Below are 17,513 nucleotides of genomic sequence, written 5' to 3'. Positions count from 1 at the left end.
TTGTCGGTGAGAGATAATGAAAACGTTTTAAAAATAAGATTTTCTATTATTTGCAAATACAATTATTATTCGACAATTTACAAGGAGTTCGCTATTATATGAAGTAGATAGGCATGTAATATTTTGAATGTTTTCACATGTCTAAATGATGAATTAAGGGGCTGAATAATGTGAGTCATTTATCAGATTTAGAAATTGCAAATCAAGCAACGCTTAAACCAATTAAAGAGATTGCGGATAAAGCTGGGATTGGTGAAGAAGCTTTAGAGCAATACGGACATTACAAAGCAAAAATTGATATTTCTAAGATTCAAACGAAGGGCAAAAAAGGGAAGGTCGTACTTGTTACAGCGATGAGTCCAACACCAGCAGGAGAAGGGAAATCAACAGTGACAGTTGGATTAGCGGACGCTTTCCAGCACATCAATCAAAATGTTATGGTTGCTTTACGTGAACCTGCACTGGGGCCAACTTTTGGTATAAAAGGTGGCGCAACTGGCGGTGGCTATGCACAAGTATTACCAATGGAAGATATCAATTTGCATTTTAACGGTGACTTTCATGCGATTACAACAGCAAACAATGCGTTATCTGCATTTATAGATAATCATATTCATCAAGGAAACGCTTTAGGCATCGATCAACGACGTATTGAATGGAAACGTGTGTTAGACATGAACGATCGTGCATTGCGTCAAGTCGTTGTAGGTCTTGGTGGACCCACACAAGGCGTACCACGTGAAGACGGTTTTAATATTACAGTGGCTTCGGAAATCATGGCTATCTTATGCTTGAGTACAGATATCATGGACTTGAAAGCAAGTATTGCTAAAATTACAATCGGCTATACACGTGACCGTCAACCTGTTACTGTTAAAGATTTAGGGGTTGAAGGTGCACTTGCGATGATTCTTAAAGATGCGATTAAGCCGAACTTAGTTCAAACAATGGAAGGGACACCTGCCTTAATTCACGGTGGACCATTTGCCAATATCGCACACGGCTGTAACTCAATTATTGCGACAGAAACGGCACGTGATCTTGCTGATATCGTTGTGACAGAAGCAGGATTCGGTTCGGATTTAGGTGCTGAAAAGTTTATTGATATTAAAGCACGTAAGGCTGATTTTGAACCTGATGCAGTCGTACTTGTTGCGACAATTCGTGCGCTTAAAATGCACGGTGGTATTGCAAAAGATAACTTAAAAGAAGAAAATGTTGAAGCGGTAAAAGCGGGTATTGCCAACTTAGATAGACATGTTAATAACATTCGTAAGTTTGGTGTAGAACCTGTTATTGCTTTGAATGCTTTCATTCATGATACGGATGCGGAATTTGAAGCTGTACAACAATGGGCAAAAGATAATAATGTACACCTTGCATTGACAGAAGTATGGGAAAAAGGCGGTGCTGGTGGTGTTGACCTAGCACAAAAAGTACTTGAAGTCGTTGAACAGCCACAAAACTTCAAACATCTATATGAACTTGAACAACCGTTAGAAGAAAAAATTGAAACAATCGTTAAAGAGATTTACGGTGGTTCAAAAGTAACATTTACTTCAAAAGCACAAAAACAATTGAAACAATTCAAAGATAATGGATGGGATCACTACCCAATCTGTATGGCCAAAACACAATACTCATTCTCAGATGACCAAACTAAATTGGGGGCACCTTCAGATTTTGAAATTACAATTCGAGAACTGGAAGCAAAAACAGGTGCAGGATTCATCGTTGCATTAACTGGGGCAATCATGACAATGCCTGGTTTACCAAAACAACCTGCGGCACTTAAAATGGATGTCACAGAGGATGGACATGCAATCGGGTTATTCTAATATAAATACTAAGGAGGGAGTGGGACAGAAATCCTTTTTGCTATAAAAGATTTCGTCGTCCCACCCCGGCAAGGGTGACTAGAAGTGAAAAAAGTTTGTAAGAACGCATTTTCACTTCAGACACCTACTGCCATTACACTTATTTCTACATCTTAAAAGCAAGGAGCTGAGCACTATGTCCCAGCCCCTTCTTTTTATTGGGAGAGATGACTTCGGATATCAAACTTTAATGCTTGTTGATATGCGTCATCTGTAATTTTTTGTTCAATGCGCATGCGTTTTAACACATAGTGTTGTCTATTAATAGAAGGCATTAATTCTTTTTCAGAGCGAATGTTACCGTTCAAATCAAATGGCGTATAATAATAAGGACTTTGTAACAAACCTGTCAGATATGCGGATTCTGCTAAATTAAGTGAACGAGGCGGTTTACCAAAAATGCCATATGATGCAGAAGTAATACCTGTAATATGTTGTCCATTTGTATCTAATCCGAATGGGACACGATTTAAATAAGTAAACAGTATTTCATCTTTAGTCATCAACTTTTCAATTCGTAAGGCATACATAATTTCTTTCGCTTTTCGGTCGTATGTGCGCTCGTTTGAAAGTACTTGATTTTTAATTAATTGCTGTGTAATTGTACTTCCTCCCGTTGCAAATTGATGCTGGAAGATATCTTGATATATGGCACGAATAACAGCTTTTGGTAATATTCCATTATGTATATAGAACTGATCATCTTCAGCTGCAACTAAAGCGGATGTTACATAAGGCGATACTTCATGCGGTCCTGCTATAAGTACTGGTTCAGGCGCATCATATAGCGCAGTAATATCTGTATCAGGAGAAGTTATAGGCGCCATTTCTGGTAAATCAGTCACTTGTTGAATAAGCGAAGCATCATTCAATGCACGAGACTCTGATACTAAGCTTGTAAAGTAACCAATCGCAACGCCCAATAACAAAAATAAGACTAAAAGAAGCAGTGCAATAAATGAAAAAAACAGGCGTTTCACAAGTTGACAAAAACGATCAAACTTTTCAAGAATATTTGATTGTTTATTGTTCATTTGATGTATTTCTTTCATCACATTTGCACCTCCAATTTCTCATATTATAGCATATAATGTTGAATACACATCTTATGCTAGATATTTTCATTGACATACGTTACAATGCATATATAATGATTTTTAAATATATAATTATTTGAAGCAGAGAACAAGTAACGATTGGGTATACAGTGTAGAGAGTTAGTGGCTGGTGAAAACTAACGTATACCAGTACGTGAATACATCTCAATGACATGTTTCAGCGTTTGGCGATGAACGTATCATCGCATGAGATCCAAGTATGGTGGTACCGTGCACAGTCATTTGCGCCCTTACGATTAACGTGAGTGGTGTTTTTTTATGCTTAAAATTATAAGGAGGTAAGTCGTATGACAAATGCATTGATTGAAGATTTAAAATGGAGAGGGCTCATCTATCAACAAACAGATGAGGCAGCTATTGAAGAATTGTTAAATAAAGAGGAAGTCAAAATATATTGTGGTGCAGACCCGACGGCAGACAGTTTACACATCGGTCATTTATTACCATTTTTAACTTTGCGCCGTTTCCAAAATGCAGGACATCGTCCAGTTGTTCTTGTTGGTGGCGGAACAGGGATGATTGGTGACCCATCTGGAAAATCAGAAGAACGAGTACTACAAACAGAAGAACAAGTTGAACAGAACGTATTGGGCATCCAACGTCAAATGGAAATGCTTTTTGATTTTGACAAAGAAAACGGCCCAATTTTAGTCAACAATAAAGATTGGTTAAGTCAAATTAGCTTAATTGAATTTTTACGTGATTATGGAAAACATGTCGGTGTTAACTACATGTTAGGAAAAGACTCTATTCAATCACGTTTAGAGCACGGAATTTCATATACAGAATTCACATACACAATCTTACAAGCGATTGACTTTGGTTATTTAAATCGTGAATATAACTGTAAAATGCAAATCGGTGGATCAGATCAATGGGGTAACATTACGACTGGTATTGAATTAATGCGACGTATGTACGGTACAAACGATGCGTACGGTTTTACAATTCCACTTGTAACTAAAGCTGACGGTAAAAAGTTCGGTAAGTCTGAGTCAGGTGCAGTATGGTTAGATAGTGAGAAAACAAGCCCATATGAATTTTACCAATTCTGGATTAATACAAGTGACGATGATGTTATCAAATTCTTGAAATACTTTACATTCTTATCAAAAGAAGAAATTGCAGAACTTGAAACTTCTGTTGAAACAGAACCACATTTGCGTAAAGCACAACAAGCACTTGCTGAAAATGTCACAGCTTTAATTCACGGACAAGAAGCATTAGAAGAAGCACAGCGTATTTCAGTTGCACTCTTTAAAGGTGACTTAAAAGCATTATCTACAAAAGAAATCAAAGCAGGTTTCAAAGATGTACCACAAGTGACATTATCAAGTGAAACAACAAACATTGTGGACGCACTTGTCGAAACAAAAATCTCATCTTCTAAGCGTCAAGCACGTGAAGATGTTCAAAACGGTGCAATCTACATTAATGGTGAACGTCAAACAGATTTGGCGTATGCGTTAACCGAAGAAGATAAATATGATAATGCCTTTACAATAATTCGTCGTGGTAAGAAAAAATATTTCATGGTGAATTATCAATAAAATTAACAAGCCAGTGACATGCTCTATTCGAGTCGTCACTGGCATTTTTAGTTATTTTGAAATGAAAAAGTATCATAATACTAGAATAAAGTCTGTTAAAGTATTTAAAAAGAGATTATAAACTATTGAATACGTGAGAAGATGATGACACGCTTGATCATAAAGAAGGGAGTTTAAAGGAAACTTAAAAAACGATAGAATTACGTCTGAAAAGAGATTTATAAGTGGTAATATTTATGCCACTTATACCTAAAATTATAGAATACTAAAACCAACAGGATTTGATACAGCATACACGCTTGCGTTTCACTTATACCTAAAATTACAGAGTACTAAAACACCTTGCCTGTGATAACCTTTGTGCCTTTTGTTTCACTTATACCTAAAATTACAGAGTACTAAAACCTCTAGCATCATTATAACGTACCTTTTTTCATAATTCAGCTGTTATTTTTACTTTTTAAGCACTGTTTTTCGATGATGGAAATTTGATGAATAACTAAATATAAGATGATAGGTAACTTTAAAAATAATTTATCATGATAGAGTAGATAATCAATAAAAAACCATTGAAATGCTACCTATAACATTTCAATGGTTATATCTAATTATTGAGATTCCACTAATGTCACATCTACTTTTTCAGATTGACCATTTCGTATCACTGTAAAGTTAACAGAATCTCCCGGTTTCTTATTTTTGTATAAATATGAACGTAAATCAGAATCGTTTTCAACTTTCTGATCATCAATTTTTGTGATGATATCACCACGTTTCAATCCACTTTGACTGCGTTGGACTTCAGCAACATAAACACCACTGTCAGCATGAAGTTGTTTTTGATACGTTGCTGGAATATCAGTAACGTTAATCATACCAATCCTAACTGATGGGCGTTTCACTTCTCCATGCTTGACGAGCTGTTCAATGACTAATTTGACTTCGTTACTTGGAATGGCAAATCCAATCCCTTCAACATGTGGGGCAGAGATTTTCATAGAGTTAATGCCGACTAAGTTTCCATTAACATCAACCAATGCACCACCTGAGTTCCCTGGATTTATTGCTGCATCTGTTTGGAGTACTGTCACTTTATTTGTTCCTGCTGGTGTCTCAGCGTCAATGGTACGTTCACTTGCTGAAATAATACCAGAAGTGACTGTATTCGCAAATTCTAAACCGAGTGGATTACCCATCGCAAAGACACTATCACCTGTTTTTACTTTTGATGAATCGGCAAAATCAATGGCTTTAATATCATTTCGATTTTTAATTTTAAGTACAGCGATATCCGTCAGTGGGTCTGTACCAACCAGTTCAGCGCTCACTTGTTTAGAATTATGTAGTTGTACTTTAATAGAAGATGCTACGTCGATAACATGGTTATTCGTGACAATGAAAGCTTCTTTTTTATTGCGTTGATAGATAACACCTGAACCGATTCCAGAAGGTTGTGCATCTGTTGACTTGCCTCGTAGTAAATCTTCTATGTTTTCAGCTTTTTGTTCATTAACAACCCCTACAATTGAAGGGGATTTGTCTTTAATCATGGCGTTGATTGATGGATAAGACTTTGATTTTTGATCCAATACATTGCCACTTTTTTCATTTTTTGCAACATTGACATCCGCACCAGAGTGGTTATCTGATGATGTTAAGTTTGAAATCCCACTAATGGTTAAAAATGCAATGCCACCTCCGATAAGTCCCGCTATAAGTGCAATTACAATCGTACGTAGCCATCCATTCTTTTTTGGGGAAGGGGGTGGTGTATTATTTTGTTGATTTTGAGAAGTTGGATTAAAATCATTTGAATTCATAGTATGCCTCCTTTCCTTATATTATGCTTTTTTTTACACGATATTTCTAGTCACACGGTATCGGTCTAGAGTTGTATCTGTTGAATGCTTGTTGAAAAGATATGGAAGTGATAAAATCTAAAGAGTTAATTTTAATAAATAAAGAGGTGCCGAAATGCTCTACAAATTAATTGGAACAATATTAGAATTTATCGTTGCCAAAAGATTAAAAAATTTAGAAGTTATTGGAAAAGACAATGAACCAGATAACAACGAATATCTCGTGACATGCAACCATGAAAGTTATAATGAAATTGTATTGTTAGGAGTTGCATTATTACCAAATCAAATTCACTTTATGGCGAAGCAAGAGTTGTTTAATAATAAGCTTTTTGGTAAGTTTTTATCGGCATTGAATGCATTTCCAGTCAATCGTGAAAATCCGGGACCGAGTACGTTAAAAATTCCGGTTAAGTTATTAAATTCAAATAAAACAGTTGGTATTTTCCCATCGGGTCATAGAACGACAGAAGAAGTCCCACTTAAACGGGGGGCGGCAACGATTGCGATGTTAGCAAAGAAACCAATTTTACCTGCTGCCTATGTAGGTCCTACAAAACTTATCGGTATGCTGACAGGCAAAGCTTATATTAAGTTTGGGACACCGATTGATACAACGACATTCCCAGAAGGTATGAAGCGACAAGAAAAAGTGGAATACCTTACAAACTTAATTGGTGAACGCACAAAGCAATTACAACAAGAACTCAATGAGTATGTCAAAACAAAATAATGTATGGATTATAGTAGCGTAAATCACAGGCTTGCAGCTGATTTGCGCTATTTTTATTAATTCTATTGGGAGAGTTGGTGTATAAGCATGTCCGTGATATAATATCATTATCTGAATATTCGGGAAGAGGGATCAGTTATGACAAAAGCAGTATTGTTTGATGTAGATGGTGTGTTTTTAGATGAATCAAGATGCTTTGATGTATCAGCACTGACTGTTTATGAATTATTATATGATAAAGCTTATTTGAATCTTAAAGAAGGGATTGCTCTTGATGCTTTAACTGAATCTGAAATTATGACGATTCGTAACGAGCTTTTTGAAAATGATTTAATTTTGCATCGTCTCAAATCTTTAGGAATCAACTCTAACTGGGATATGCTATTTATCGTATTTTCAGTACACTTAATTGACTTGTTAAAGTCATTGCCTGAAGCTGAGAAGTTATCATTTTTAGATGAATCTACGTTCTCTGAAACGTCTATAAAAGCATTGCAATCACACATTAAATCGAGTCATATTGATTATGCATTGCCTTTAGACTTTTTAAATCATCTTACGGAAGGTAAGGAACAGATTTATGAAGGTTTAAAAGCTTATGCAGCCAATATTTTACAAACGGATAAAGTAGCATTGTTTGATATTAATAGTCCATTGTGGCAATTGGCTCAAGAGTTATATCAAGAATGGTATTTAGGAACAAAACTGTATGAAGAAGTAGAGAAAAAAGAAGCTAAGACGAACTACAAAAAGGGATATATATACGATGAAGTTGTTTTAGCACCAATTGATGGAATACGTAGTTTACTGCAAGATCTTAAAGAAGCAGGTTATTTAATTGCGATTGCCACAGGACGTACACGTGTTGAAACATTAATCCCTTTTGAAGCATTGGGCTTATTGTCATACTTTGATGATTCCCATATTGTAACGGCAAGTGAAGTGATTCAAGCGGAAAAACAATATCCAGAATTAAAGCCACTCGGTAAGCCGAACCCATTTAGCTATGTTGCGACATATGATGGGAACGATACGTCAAAATACCATGATTATGCAACAAATCAAGTGAATCGTTTACATCATCATGAAGTGACGATTGTTGGAGATTCGTTGGCAGATTTATTAAGTGCGCAAAAAGTCAATGCACGATTTATTGGGACATTGACGGGATTAAAAGGGACGGAAGCTGCAGAAGAACTTGATTCAAAAGGGGCAGATGAATTAGTCAATCATGTCTTAGAAGTTCGTCAATATTTATTATAGTCATTATTTAAGCCCAAAGATTGGAAGGTACTCTCCAGTCTCTGGGCTTATTTTAATTGATAAGTGACAAGTCATTCAAAGTGACAAGTTGGGCTTTCTCTAATCCAGGGATGTTTAATAACGCTTCGTGAACCGCTTCATTAATAGGATGATCAATTGATAAAATCATCATCGCATGGCCGCCGACTTGTTTACGACCAACATACATTGATGCGATATTAACATCGTGCTCTCCTAAAATTTGACCCGTCTGACCGATCATACCAGGTTGATCGGTATGCTGAATAATCAGTTGATAGCGCTCTGGTTTAAAGTCAACTGCATAGTCATTAATGCGTACAATACGTGGACCAAAACCGTTGAGGACTGTCATACCAATCTTTGCACGTTGATCTTTATTAATAAGTTCTACTTCGATATAGTTGCTAAACCCCTGAATTCCTTTTGTTTTTTCAATCGTATATGAGACATTTTGTTCGTTCAATAGCATGAGTGTATTGATTAAGTTGACGTGATCTCCCATATCTTCTTGAAGGACACCTTGCGCTAATGTTCGTGTTAACAAACTTGTATCATCCAGTGCTAAGTCACCCCCATAAGTAATATGCATTTTACGTGGTGCTTTAGGAAGTAATTGAATGGCTAATGCCCCTGTTAATTGTGCCAAATCGACAAATGGTTGAATTTCTTCTGATTGATCAAATATCACTTTTGGTGCATTAACTGCATGTTTCACATTTTGATGCTTTAAGATATCAATGATTTCTTCAGAGACTGAAATCGCAACTTTTTCTTGTGCTTCAATCGTTGAGGCACCTAAATGTGGTGTCACAATAATTTTTGGATGCTGGGTAACAGGTGTATTGACGGCAGGTTCGTTTTCAAACACATCCAATGCGGCTCCTGCTATTTTATTTTCATCCAATGCATCAATGAGTGCTTGTTCATCAATAATACCACCACGTGCAACATTGATCACTCTAAGGTTAGGCTTGGCAAGGTTAAAAAAGTCAGCATTAATTAAACCACGTGTTTTTTCAGTTAATGGTGTATGTACCGTAATAAAATCTGCCGCTTGGGCAATCTCTTCAACTGTTGCACGTGTGAATCCTAGTTCGTTAGCTTGTGCTTCAGTTAGGTATGGATCAAATGCAAGAATATCCATGCCAAAACTTTGCATACGTTTTGCTACACCAATGCCGATTCGACCTGTACCGATAACACCTAATGTTTTTTGATACAATTCTGTGCCACGGAATGTCTTTCGGTCCCATTCTCCTTGTTTGAGAGATGCATGTGCTTGTGGAATATTTCGAGCCATGCCTAATAGCATTGCGACAGAATGTTCTGTGGCTGATATGGTGTTACCATCAGGCGCATTGATGACGATGATGCCTTCTTTTGTAGCGGTATCAATATCAATATTATCTACACCAACACCGGCTCTTGCAACAACCTTTAATCGCTCAGCACTTTTTAAAACGGTTGCTGTCACTTGTGTTTGACTTCGCACGATTAGAGCGTCGTAATCAGGAATAACCGCAACGAGTTCGTCTTCAGTTAATCCGGTATTGTGAATAACTTCAAATGCATCATCCGCATATAATTGATGTAAGCCATCTTCAGAGATGGGGTCTGCAACAAGTACCTTATAATTCATGATAGATTACCTCCAAAAATACTTTTGTGCCTTTACCGATATAGTTTTCCTTGCGATAAGTACTTAAAATCATCTCAAGACTCGAAACAAATGGCAAAAGGTCATTGGGTGAGATGAATCCCATATGTCCAACACGCAATATATGTCCTTTTAATTTACCTTGTCCACCAGCAATGGTGATATTAAATTCTTTTGATAATTGTTCCTTAATATATATTAATTCGTCATGATCTTTTGGGACAAATGCAGTTACAGTAGGTGAGGCAGCATGATCATTGACAAGTAAATCAAGGGATAGTGACTTAAGCGCTTGTCTCAACGCATCACGTATTACATTATGACGTTTGACGACATGCTGAAATCCTTCTTCTTCGATCATTTCGTTATATTGTACAACACCACGAAAAGCCGGAACATTTGGTGTATATGGGGTTGTATTTGCTTCTAAGGATGAAAGATGTTTTGATAGGTTCAAATAAAAGCTTGGACTTTTAGCTTGAGAAAATCGTCTTTTAGCACGATCATTATATGCGACGAAAGCAAGTCCAGGTGGCAACATCATTGCCTTTTGACTGCCAGCGACTAACATATCAATCTGATCTCGTTCCATATCCACATCAACAGCACCAATACAACTTACGCCATCAACAATATAATAGATATCTGGATTGAACTGCTTTAAAGCATGTCCCAGTTCGGCAACTGGATGAAGGACAGACGTTGATGTTTCACAATATTGAGTGAAGACAGCAGTGACCGGATGATCAATGGATTGAATGAATGCCAGTACAGCTTCTGTATCGAATGATTCACCCCATTCGACATTGAAGACATGAAGATGATGTGAATATGTCTCTGCAATTTGTTGAAAACGCGCACCAAACGCACCTGATACGATGACAACGATATGATCGTCAGGGTCTATTAGATTGCGCATGCTAGCCTCTAATGCACTCGTACCACTAGAAGTTAAAATAATGACGTCATTAGGTGCACCAAAAACACGTTTCAGGCCTGAAAATGCGAGTTGCGCAATGGCTTCAAAGTCGCTTGAACGATGACCAACCATAGGTAAATTCATTGCATGTTGTATTTTGTTAGGGACAGGAGTCGGTCCGGGTGTTAAAAGTAAAGAGTGATGAGTATACATAGTTTTGCCTCCCAATCAGTATATTTTTTAATTTTAACAAATTTTCAGATAAAATAACAGCTTATAACGGATAACAATTTGATGAGTTAATGAATAATAAAGAAAGTGGGATGACAAGGGAGTGGGACAGAAATCTTTTTTGCTATAAAAGATTTCGTCGTCACACCCCGACAAGGGTGACTAGAAGTTTTGCAGTAGCTGATTGATATGTGACTACGTTTACTTAATAAACTTGTCACACATCTAATCATCTTTGCAGGGGCACAACTACAAAATCATTATAAATGTTTATGATTTTTGTAGTGCTCCCAAAGTTTGTAAAAACGCATTTTCACTTCAGATACCTACTGCCATTACACTTATTTCTACATCTTAAAAGCGAGGAGCTGAGCACTATGTCCCAGCCCCGCTATCACACTTAGTAATTTTGTCAAGAGTGCGATATTTCTCCCAATAATGTGTGATTGAGATTATATTTATTGGTCACACATTTATTTTATCCCAATCAAGGGTACTATTAAAATGTGATGAATTTTTATTAACAATGGATAATTTCAGGAATAATAACGATCTGCACGTTGCCTTTCAAACTATTTGATACCATACAATTGTTGTCTGCAATGCTAATGAGTTGTGCTATACGCTGTTCTAATTTTTTAACATCTTGTTCATTCAAAAGAAAAATTTTAGGATAATGTGTTATTTTTTTCATTTGGAATCGCTGTTGATCAAACACAGCATGTCCATCAGATTGCATTTCAATTTTAATTGGTGTGAGATGGGCACGTTCCAAAGTAGCTGCAAGTGATATCGTCATACAACTCGATGCAGCTGCAACGAGCAGTTCATCAGGGTTTGTTCCTTTTCCTGTACCGCCTAACGATGCTGGGATCGATACATCATGTGAAAGGACATCGCCTTTCAAGTAACCAACTTCATTTCGTCCACCTTGCCATGAGACAGTTGTTGTAAAAGTATGTTGTATCAATTTAAGTCACTCCGATTCTAAATATGATAAATTAAAGATAGATTATTTTTATAAAGAAAGTAGGGCAGTTTATGAAATTGTTGAGACCAAATAAGTCGTTCCAAGTGATTGCGCATCGTGGGTTATCACAGCGCTATCCAGAAAATACAAGACTTGCGTATCAAGCGGCACTTAGCCAACATATCGATATGTTAGAAATTGATTTACATATGACGAAAGATGGAATGCTTGTTGGCATTCATGATGAGTCAATCGATCGAACATCAAATGGAAAAGGTGCTATTAAAGACTTTACATTGGAAGATTTAAGAGGGTTTAACTTCAATGCACAAATGAAGGGAGATATCGATGCGCCGATTATGACGTTTGATGAAATCTTGACCTTGTGTAAAAATTACTCTAAAACACTGTTGATTGAAGTGAAAAAACCTAGAAAATATCCAAATATTGGGGCATTAATAATTCAAAAAATCACTCATCATGATTTCCCAATTAATCGAATTATCATCCAATCATTTGACCAATCATTTATAAAAGAATTGCAGCATCAAGTGCCATATATTCATTACGGTGTCCTTATCAGCAAAAGAAAATATTGGCTGAAGCAACCTGACTTTTATGATATTGCACAATATGCAGACTACATCAATCCTAATTATCAACTCGTCAACAAAAAGTTTGTGAAGCGTGCACATGATGTTAATTTACAAGTATTACCTTATACAGTGAACGACGCACAAACGGTCAAAAAGTTAATTCAACTCGGAATCGATGGCGTCATATCTGATATACCAGATGAAATATTTAAGTTATAGGGATAAAGGAAAAGAGGGGATTGGATCAATTCTGCTCTGATAAATGGACAAAAATGTCTTAATCTAGCAAGGTGTCTGAAGTAAAAAGTATTTCGACTTCAGACACCTTTTTAATTAACCATTGTTTTTATTGAATTTTTCCCATGCCCCAAGTGCAACGGCTAGGTCGAAGTGTGCAGCACCGACGCATTTGAAGATGGTGATATCTTCATCATTGCGTGCTACTTTTCCATTTAATGATACGCCTTTCAAGTCATCATTATGCTGATCGAAAGAAAATAGCCCTTGTTTATCTGCTTCGATAAATTCACCAGCTTCTTCCTTTACACCTTCTAAATCATCGAAAACAATTTGTGAAGATGCAGGAAAGAGGCGGTTATCCATCTCTTTCATCTCAGGACGATATGATCCAATACCATTGATATGTGTACCTGGTTGTACATCATTAGCGTTGAAAACCGGTGAAGTGGACTGTGTTTGGCAATTGATAATGTCAGACTGCTTGACAAGTTCATCGACAGTGGAAACGACTTCAAATATAACGTTTGGATGTTTGTCGGCAATTCGGGCTTTAAATGCGTGTGCCTTTTCAGAGCTACGATTGAACAATAGTACTTTTTCGATTGGACGGACTTCTAGATTTCCTAACAATTGTTCATAAGCCATACCACCCGTTCCAATCATACCTAATATTTTACTATCTGGACGACTCATATATTTAGTAGCGATACCACTAAGCGCACCTGTACGCAAGCGAGTTAAATAACTTCCGTCCATACTTGCGACATGTTCACCAGTCGTTAAATCAGTGATGACGATATTAGCTTGTGTTGTAGGTCGATGATGTTGTGGATTTTCGGGTGTTATAGACGTTATTTTAACAATCCCTTGTTGTTTGCCAAAATGGATGCAAGGCATGTACAGCATTGATTTTGCACCTTCACCTGTTGGTATGACAACACGAGATGTTTGACTAACGTCATCCATATTTTGAAACAAATTTTCAATATCTTGAATTGCATCCGACATTTGATATGTCGCCATGACTTCTTTTTCTGTAAATACTTTCACAGTAACATCTCCCTTTGAATAACTATATGTTTATTATAAAAAACAGACATGACATTGCAAAGTAATTCATTATTCTCTAAATAGGGAAGGGACGAAAAAGTTATGTAAAATAAAAGAAAAAACCAAGTAGGAACAGTGTCCATACTTGGTTTTTAAATAAATTATGAAATCTTAACGTGAGTAGTACTCAACGATTAATTGTTCATTGATTTCTGCAGGTAATTCGCTGCGTTCTGGTAAGCGAACGAAAGTACCTTTAAGGTTGTCTGCATCGAACTCTAAGTAGTCAGGAACAAAGTTGCTGATTTCTACTGATTCAGCGATGATTGCAAGTTTTTGTGATTTTTCACGTACAGCAATCTCTTGACCTGGTTTTAATGAGTATGATGGGATGTCAACACGTTTACCATCTACTAAGATGTGACCGTGGTTAACTAATTGACGTGCTTGACGACGTGTACGAGCTAAACCTAATGAGTATACAACTGCGTCTAAACGACTAGCAAGTAATACCATGAAGTTTTCACCATGTACACCACCTTGTTTACCAGCGATGTTGAAAGTGTTACGGAATTGACGTTCAGTCATTCCATACAAGTAACGTAATTTTTGTTTTTCACGTAATTGTAAACCATACTCTGATAATTTTTTACGTTGAGTAGGACCGTGTTGTCCTGGTGCATATGGGCGTTTATCTAATTCTTTACCAGTACCTGATAATGAAATACCTAAACGACGTGATTTTTTCCAGCTTGAACCTCTGAATCGAGCCATAATTGACTCCTCCTTTTTCTTTTTTGTAGTTATGAAAAAACAAAAAAGAGTGTTGAATGCTCGATAGGATATAGTGTTTTCTGTGTCCTCGCCTCATAGCTACGGTTACACGGCACGCCCGCTTTGGGAACACCATAGCGCCTATCAATATTCAACTGCTAATTTCGTTTATTCACACAAAGACAATTGTAACACTTTCATCACTTTTGTCAATGTTTTTATGCAAGATGTTGTTCGAGTACTTCGACAACTTTTGCAAGTCCTTCTTCGTCTTCTTGAGAGAAGCGATTCGTAATAGGAGCGTCAATATCTAATACACCTATAATGGTATCACCTTTATGGATGGGTACGACTATCTCTGATTGGCTTGCAGCATCACATGCAATATGTCCAGGGAAGGCATTCACATCTGCAATACGTTGAATTTTATTTTGTTCAACAGCTGTCCCGCAAACGCCACGACCGACTTCGATATGAACACATGCAGGCTTCCCTTGAAAAGGACCGAGAATGAGCGCATCATTTTTCATTAAGTAAAAACCGACCCAATTGATTTGATCAAGATTTTCATTCAATAGTGCTGAGGTATTACTTAAGTTTGCGATTAAATCTGTTTCACCATCTAATAAAGCATCAAGTTGGCGTGTTAGTAATGTATAATCTGTTTGTTTCACCGACATGTTATCCACTCACTTTTCTGAAATTTAAAGATATTATAGCTTCTCATATGTTTTCGTGCAATCATTCGATTTTATACATATAAATAAATGAAGTCAGATGTTTTTTGAGATTTTGATTTTATGACATGATAATTTACGTTATAATAGTTTTATGTATTCTAGGAGGAGAAAAATGAACATGTTATTGTATATCATACTAGCGGTTATTATTATTATTTTAATTGGCATTGGTATCTTGTTCTATATGCGATCTCAAAAGCGAACAATCATACAAGAAGCTGAGACGCGTAGAGAAAAACTGAATGCGTTGTCTTATGATGAAAGTTTGGATAAACTAAAACAACTTCGTATGTCTGGCGAAACGAAACAACGATATGACAGCTTGCGTTCAGAATGGACACAAACAACAAATGACTTTTTAGCACCTGTTGATGAGAAAATTCATGAAGCTGAAGTCACGCTCGATAAGTTTAAGTTTTCGCAAGCACAAGTTGAAATTGATGATGCGCATAGTTTGATGGATGCGTATGAAGCGAAACATCAAGATTTAACTGAACAAGCAGATGAAGTGATTCACCTTCATCAAGAAAGTGATACGATTTATGAACAGACGAAGGAAAATCATCGTAAAATGAAACGTGATGTATTAGCGAATCGTCATCAATTCGGTGAAGCAGCAACACCGCTTGAACAAGAGATTGAAGCGCTCGAACCTGAAATTGAACGTTATCAAGAGTTGAAGGATGCAGGTAACTATCAAGAAGCACATACACATATTAAGGGATTGAGCGATGACATTACATATCTTCAACAAGATATGACTGAAATCCCTGACTTAATTCGAGAAGCGCAAAAAGAGTTGCCAGGTCAGTTCCAAGACTTGAAGTACGGTGTACGTGACTTGAAGGTGGAAGGTTATGATTTAGATCATGCAAAAGTGGACAGCACTCTGCAAAGTTTAAAAACAGAGTTGAGTTTCGTTGAGCCGATGATTAGTAAGCTTGAACTTGATGCTGCGAATCAGAAGCTTGAAGAGATTAACAAGCAACTCGATGTGATGTATGACCTTATCGAACACGAAGTAAAAGCAAAAAATGCAGTCGAAGAATCAAAAGAACGCATTACAGATGAATTATTCCATGCAAAAGATATGAACTATACATTACAAACAGAAATTGAATATGTCCGTGAAAATTACTACATCAACGAAAGTGATGTACAAAACGTACGACAATTTGAGAATGAAATTCAAAATCTTATCTCTGTATATGATGAAATTCTAACAGAAATGTCAAAATCTGCTGTGAGATATAGTGAAGTTCAAGATAACTTGAAATATATTGAAGATCATGTTGTAGTTATAAATGACAAACAAGAAAAGCTACAAAATCATCTGATTTCACTCAGAGAAGACGAGGCGGAAGCGGAAGAACATATTTTACGTATTCAAAGCAAAAAAGAAGAGATTTACCGTCGCTTGTTAGCTTCAAACTTAACGAGTGTGCCAGAGCGTTTTATCATTTTGAAAAATGAAATTGATTATGAAGTAAGAGATGTTAATAAACGCTTTAGCGAACGTCCAATCAACGTACAACAATTGAAAGACAAAGTGAACAAAGTCGTACTTCAAATGAATAAGTTTGAAGATGAAGCCAATGATGTGTTAATCAATGCGGTATACGCTGAGAAGTTGATTCAATATGGCAATCGATACCGTAAAGATAACCATGACTTAGATAAGAGTTTGAATGAAGCAGAACGCTTGTTCAAAAACAATCGCTACAAACGTTCAAGTGAGATTTCGGCACAAGCGCTGGAACGAATTGAACCGGGGATTAGCCAACAAATTGAAAAAGAAGTAATGCTGAAACAAGCTTAAAATGACGGAAGCCATGATGTGTATAGTTGCATCATGGCTTTTTTGCGCAGTAATATTGAAATAACAAGAAAGCAAAGAATGTGATGGATTGGTTAT

The 17,513-nt window shown here is 36.6% G+C and carries 14 protein-coding genes; 6 read left to right on the top strand and 8 right to left on the bottom strand.

The window, feature by feature from the left end; all coding sequences use genetic code 11:
* The first annotated feature begins 170 nt into the window (after positions 1 to 170).
* Positions 171 to 1,838 carry a formate--tetrahydrofolate ligase gene (locus MUA51_RS06685; protein WP_262559036.1) on the top strand — a complete coding sequence of 556 codons (1,668 nt, stop codon included), beginning with the start codon at positions 171 to 173 and terminating at the stop codon, positions 1,836 to 1,838.
* 194 nt (positions 1,839 to 2,032) lie between these two features.
* Here the strand turns inward: MUA51_RS06685 and MUA51_RS06680 are convergent, their stop codons facing one another.
* A complete protein-coding gene (locus MUA51_RS06680) occupies positions 2,033 to 2,929 on the bottom strand; it encodes a biosynthetic peptidoglycan transglycosylase (RefSeq protein ID WP_262560881.1) in 897 nt (298 codons plus the stop codon).
* A 353-nt stretch (positions 2,930 to 3,282) separates the two neighbouring features.
* Between MUA51_RS06680 and tyrS the strand changes: the two genes are divergently transcribed.
* The gene (gene tyrS / locus MUA51_RS06675) at positions 3,283 to 4,545 is read left to right on the top strand and encodes a tyrosine--tRNA ligase (protein ID WP_262559035.1); all 1,263 of its coding nucleotides are present in this window, start codon (positions 3,283 to 3,285) and stop codon (positions 4,543 to 4,545) included.
* Between the two features lie 608 nt (positions 4,546 to 5,153).
* Here tyrS and MUA51_RS06670 read toward each other — a convergent pair.
* Positions 5,154 to 6,365, bottom strand: coding sequence for a S1C family serine protease (locus MUA51_RS06670; RefSeq protein WP_262559034.1), 1,212 nt, complete (start codon positions 6,363 to 6,365; stop codon positions 5,154 to 5,156).
* A 154-nt stretch (positions 6,366 to 6,519) separates the two neighbouring features.
* Between MUA51_RS06670 and MUA51_RS06665 the strand changes: the two genes are divergently transcribed.
* Positions 6,520 to 7,137 (top strand): lysophospholipid acyltransferase family protein, encoded by a 618-nt coding sequence (locus MUA51_RS06665; RefSeq protein ID WP_262559033.1) that lies wholly within the window; start codon positions 6,520 to 6,522, stop codon positions 7,135 to 7,137.
* Positions 7,138 to 7,275: 138 nt separating this feature from the next.
* On the top strand, positions 7,276 to 8,400 hold the full coding sequence (locus MUA51_RS06660; protein WP_262559032.1) for an HAD family hydrolase: 1,125 nt from the start codon (positions 7,276 to 7,278) through the stop codon (positions 8,398 to 8,400).
* Positions 8,401 to 8,452: 52 nt separating this feature from the next.
* Here the strand turns inward: MUA51_RS06660 and serA are convergent, their stop codons facing one another.
* From serA to MUA51_RS06645, 3 genes are all read right to left on the bottom strand, one after another.
* Complete coding sequence (gene serA, locus MUA51_RS06655) at positions 8,453 to 10,060, bottom strand: phosphoglycerate dehydrogenase (RefSeq protein WP_262559031.1); 1,608 nt, start codon at positions 10,058 to 10,060, stop codon at positions 8,453 to 8,455.
* Positions 10,050 to 11,210: a pyridoxal-phosphate-dependent aminotransferase family protein gene (locus tag MUA51_RS06650; RefSeq protein ID WP_262559030.1), complete on the bottom strand. Its 1,161-nt coding sequence runs from the start codon at positions 11,208 to 11,210 to the stop codon at positions 10,050 to 10,052. Before MUA51_RS06650 ends, serA begins: the two co-directional genes overlap by 11 nt.
* Positions 11,211 to 11,748: 538 nt before the next feature.
* Complete coding sequence (locus tag MUA51_RS06645; protein WP_262559029.1) at positions 11,749 to 12,198, bottom strand: SACOL1771 family peroxiredoxin; 450 nt, start codon at positions 12,196 to 12,198, stop codon at positions 11,749 to 11,751.
* Positions 12,199 to 12,269: 71 nt separating this feature from the next.
* On the opposite strand from MUA51_RS06645, the gene MUA51_RS06640 reads away from it, so the two are divergent.
* Positions 12,270 to 13,013 (top strand): glycerophosphodiester phosphodiesterase, encoded by a 744-nt coding sequence (locus MUA51_RS06640; protein WP_262559028.1) that lies wholly within the window; start codon positions 12,270 to 12,272, stop codon positions 13,011 to 13,013.
* A 114-nt stretch (positions 13,014 to 13,127) separates the two neighbouring features.
* On the opposite strand, the gene MUA51_RS06635 is transcribed toward MUA51_RS06640, so the two are convergent.
* The 3 genes from MUA51_RS06635 to MUA51_RS06625 all read right to left on the bottom strand — a co-directional run bounded on the left by MUA51_RS06635 (position 13,128) and on the right by MUA51_RS06625 (position 15,538).
* A complete protein-coding gene (locus tag MUA51_RS06635; RefSeq protein WP_262559027.1) occupies positions 13,128 to 14,084 on the bottom strand; it encodes an ornithine cyclodeaminase family protein in 957 nt (318 codons plus the stop codon).
* Between the two features lie 171 nt (positions 14,085 to 14,255).
* The gene (gene rpsD / locus MUA51_RS06630) at positions 14,256 to 14,858 is read right to left on the bottom strand and encodes a 30S ribosomal protein S4 (protein ID WP_095117161.1); all 603 of its coding nucleotides are present in this window, start codon (positions 14,856 to 14,858) and stop codon (positions 14,256 to 14,258) included.
* 218 nt (positions 14,859 to 15,076) lie between these two features.
* The gene (locus MUA51_RS06625; protein WP_276580939.1) at positions 15,077 to 15,538 is read right to left on the bottom strand and encodes a GAF domain-containing protein; all 462 of its coding nucleotides are present in this window, start codon (positions 15,536 to 15,538) and stop codon (positions 15,077 to 15,079) included.
* Positions 15,539 to 15,716: 178 nt separating this feature from the next.
* Here MUA51_RS06625 and ezrA point away from each other — a divergent pair, with 178 nt between their 5' ends.
* Positions 15,717 to 17,417: a septation ring formation regulator EzrA gene (ezrA, locus tag MUA51_RS06620; protein ID WP_262560879.1), complete on the top strand. Its 1,701-nt coding sequence runs from the start codon at positions 15,717 to 15,719 to the stop codon at positions 17,415 to 17,417.
* The last annotated feature ends 96 nt before the right edge of the window (positions 17,418 to 17,513 follow it).

Source organism: Staphylococcus sp. IVB6214, from assembly GCF_025558585.1.
GTDB lineage: Bacteria > Bacillota > Bacilli > Staphylococcales > Staphylococcaceae > Staphylococcus.
Note: the sequence above shows the minus strand (reverse complement) of the source record. Positions and strands in the feature narration are given on the sequence as shown.